Source organism: uncultured Senegalimassilia sp. (genome assembly GCF_934632265.1).
Taxonomy (GTDB): Bacteria; Actinomycetota; Coriobacteriia; order Coriobacteriales; family Eggerthellaceae; genus Senegalimassilia.
The window spans coordinates 1-3,716 of sequence record NZ_CAKTYH010000153.1 but is presented as its reverse complement, the minus strand read 5'-3'; the positions used below and the strand labels follow the sequence as shown (position 1 = coordinate 3,716).

Annotated in this window: 3 protein-coding genes; 2 read left to right on the top strand and 1 reads right to left on the bottom strand. The window is 63.0% G+C overall.

Translation table 11 applies throughout. From position 1 onward, the window contains the following. The coding region (locus tag Q0H50_RS08815) for an ATP-binding protein (RefSeq protein WP_294421534.1) at positions 1-1,693 on the top strand (1,693 nt) is incomplete at its 5' end. A gap of 100 nt (positions 1,694-1,793) precedes the next feature. Here Q0H50_RS08815 and ung read toward each other — a convergent pair. After that, positions 1,794-2,525 carry a uracil-DNA glycosylase gene (gene ung / locus Q0H50_RS08810; RefSeq protein WP_294421533.1) on the bottom strand — a complete coding sequence of 244 codons (732 nt, stop codon included), beginning with the start codon at positions 2,523-2,525 and terminating at the stop codon, positions 1,794-1,796. A gap of 312 nt (positions 2,526-2,837) precedes the next feature. Between ung and Q0H50_RS08805 the strand changes: the two genes are divergently transcribed. Further along, positions 2,838-3,716 (top strand): MFS transporter (locus Q0H50_RS08805; protein WP_294421531.1); only part of this gene is annotated, 879 nt, incomplete at its 3' end.

Here is a 3,716-nt window from a genome sequence, read left to right as displayed (position 1 = left end):
CGACGGCACCGCAAGCGAGAAGCAGCAGCTTTCCCGCTATTACGACCAGCTCAGACAATCCATCCTTGAGAACAGCGGCGGCTACGTGGACGCGCTGCTCGATTCGGCGCAGGCGGCATATTCGGTAAATCTGACCAACGACCGCGTTGAGCAGGTGTTCCTCGAGCCTGACGGAGGTCTTGCCGAGCCAGGCATGCAGCTGCCCTGCTCCTATACCGCTTTTTGCGGCAAGTACGCCGAATCCGTCACCGCATCCACGCTGGAAAGCTACCAGCTCACGGATTCCTCGGAAAAATTGCTCGCACGCTTTAAGAGCGGCGCCAACGAGGTGACCATCGAATTCTGCGAGATAACGCCCGACGGCAAGCCCCAATGGCTGCAAAAAGTCGTGCTCATGTCGCAAGATTCGCAATATCGCTCCGACACCGAAGACGAGGTCCCCGTCGTGCGCGGCATCGTGCTGCTTAAAAACACCTCGGCGTTCCACGAGCAGGAACAAGCAGAGAAACGCCGCCTTGAACAGGCACTGCGCACTGTCGATTCCGAGAGCAAGGCGAAAACCGAGTTCATGAACCGCATGAGCCACGACTTCCGCACACCCATCAACGGGATTTTGGGCATGCTCAGCATCATCGACACAAGCAACCAGGACCCCGTCAAAACCCGGCAATGCCTGGACAAGATCCGGCTTTCGGCGAACCATCTGCTCTACCTGGTCAACGATGTACTCGACATGAACAAGCTGAACTCCGGGCAAGCGGTGTTCGAGCAGGACGAGTTCGACCTTCTGGCGCTGGCCGACGAAGTGGAATCGCTCGTCGATGCCCAGATACTGGAAAGCGACATCTCCCATGAGCGTTATCGCAAAAACGTGCAGCATACCCAGCTCATCGGCAGCGACCTGCGGTTGCGCCAGATCATGCTCAACCTGTTCAGCAACGCCATCAAGTACAACAAGCCCGGTGGACGGGTGGACACCTACATCACCGAGCTTTCCTGCAACGGCGATACGGCGCTGTTCGAGTTCAAGATCGCCGACACCGGCATCGGCATGAGCGAGGAGTTCGTATCCAATCGTCTGTTCACGCCGTTCACGCAGGAGCAGAACGGCGCGCGCACCCGCTACCAGGGCACCGGCTTGGGCATGTCCATCGTGAAAACGCTTATCGACGCCATGGGCGGGACCATCAGCGTGCAAAGCACGCCCGACGTTGGGACGGAGATAACCTTCACGCTGCCGTTCAAGGTAAACGACAGCGTAGAGGCGCGCAGCAAGAACGCAACGCCCGCACCGCAAGCCCCGATCTCCCTTTCGGGCAAGCGCGTGTTGCTGGTCGAGGACAATGACCTGAACATGGAGATCGCCGAATTCTACCTGGACACCGCCGGGGCCGCCGTAATCAAAGCGTGGAACGGCAAGGAAGCAGTCCGGATGTTCGCCAACTCGAAGCCGGGCGCGATTTCGTTGATCCTGATGGATTTGATGATGCCCGTCATGGACGGTTACGAGGCCACCCGCGCCATACGCGCGCTCGACCGCCCCGACGCGTCGACCGTGCCCATCATCGCCATGACGGCCAACGCCTTCGACGAGGATCGCAAGAAGTCGAAGGCCGCGGGAATGAACGCGCATCTGGCGAAACCGCTTGACATGCAGGCGCTGCTCTCCGCAGCCGGGCGTTTCTGCAGATAGGCCGCTGGCGCACGCAAACCCGCATCCGACACGTGGGGCCCGACTCGTTTTGATATGTGATGCCAACGGGGAAGACGCAGACCCCGGAAGCGGCGCCGCCCTACCTCGCAAGCACGCTCTGCCAGTCGATGGGCTGCTCGCCCGCTTCCTCCAATATACGATTGACCTGGGAATACGGATGCGACCCCATGAACGCGGGCAGTGCAGCCGTAGCGCGGTTGGCCGAAAGCGGCGAAGGATGCGTGCTCCTGAGCACATGCTTGTTGGCAAGCGACGGCGCCGCAGGGCTTGCCTCCACGGCCTTCCAGGCCCCGTCAACCAGGTCGATGGCATGCTTGCCCCAGGTAAGGAACACCACGGGCTGCGGCACCTCCAGGCAGCGGCGCACCACGTGGTCGGTGAGCACCCGCCAGCCAAGCTTGGCATGCGACGCCGCCGCATGCTCGCGCACCGTGAGCGTGGTGTTGAGCAGCAGCACGCCCTGCGCAGCCCACGAGGTCAAATCCCCGCGCTCGGGCACGGGGCATCCCAGGTCGGCGGCCATCTCCTTGTACATGTTGCGAAGGCTGGGGGGCAGCTTGCAGCCGGCCGGCACGGAAAACGACAGCCCCATGGCCTGCCCCGGCCCGTGATACGGGTCCTGCCCCAAGATGACCACCCGCACGTCCTCAGGCGCGGTGAATGCGAGCGCGTTGAGGATATCGTCCTGCGGAGGGTAGATGGTCTGCGTATCTCGCATGGCCTCCACCTGCGACAACAGCTCCTGCGTGGTTTCGCGCACCTGCGCAGGCGCGGCGTCAAGCCACGCGTCCACGTTCTCGTTCAAGCCCATGGGGCCTCCTTCTTATAGAGGGAAATGCCGGCGTGCGGCGCTTTCGCGAAACCACCGCAAGGGAACGCGCAAGCGCGATCAGCGTCTAGGCTGCGCCGCGGTCCCTGGCCGCCGGGAAGCCGGCACACCGCAAGCCAAACGCTTTCACATCCGCGATTCCGAAGTTTGTTCGTACTTGGCAACGATAGCCGATATTGCCCGGCGTATCCCGCCCACCTCGCTTCGTCATTCGATTATCATCTATCGAACGTTTTACCGACGGCCGTCGGGCGCGGGCAGCGCTCGACGGCCGAACCACGTCAAGGAGATCGAATGGGTTTGGGGATCGCGAAACACGAGCTGAAGATGCTGGCGCTGCTGCTGTCGGGCGCGTTCCTGACCGTGCTCAACGCCACGCTGCTCACGCCGGCGCTGCCGGCCATCATGGGCGACCTTGCCATCGAGGCCACCACAGCCCAATGGCTGACCTCGGGATATACGCTCACTGAGGCCGTGGTCATCCCGCTTGCGGCCTACCTGATGGGCCGTTTCACCACGCGTCGCCTGTTCATCGGGGGCATGGCGCTGTTCGGTGGCGGAAGCCTGCTAGCGGCGCTGGCGCCCGCCTTCCCCGCGCTGCTTGCCGGCCGCGTCATGCAGGCGTTCGCCACCGGATTCATCATGCCCATGGTGTTCAGCGTCGTGCTGCTGGTCATCCCGCGCGAGCGGCGCGGCTCGGCCATCGGCGTGGTCAGCCTTATCGTGGGGTTCGCGCCCACCATCGGCCCATCGCTTTCCGGCGTGCTCGTGGACACGGCGGGCTGGCGCGCCATCTTCGCCATCGTCACCGCCCTTTCGGCCGCCATCATCGTCTTCGCCGTGAAGGACCTGCAGCCTTACGGAAGCCTGAGCCGCTCCAAATTCGATGCGCCCTCCGTGGCGCTATCAACGTTCGGCCTGGTCGGGCTGCTGTACGGGCTTTCGTCCTTCAGCTCCTCGGACAACCTTGCTGCCACGGCGGCGCTGACCGCGGCGGGCCTGGTGCTCGTGGGCGCCTATGCCTGGCGGCAGCTGCACCTTGACGAGCCCATGCTGCGCCTGGACATCCTGAAGGTGCCGCAGTACCGCATCACGATCATCATCGTCGCGCTGATCCAAACCGGCCTGATCGGCCTTCAAACCATCATGCCCCTCTACATCCAGGGAACGCTC

Bases quoted from the DNA above. Each gene is read 5' to 3' on its own strand.
- ung (WP_294421533.1), bottom strand. From the start codon at position 2,525: ATGGGCTTGAACGAGAACGTGGACGCGTGGCTTGACGCCGCGCCTGCG.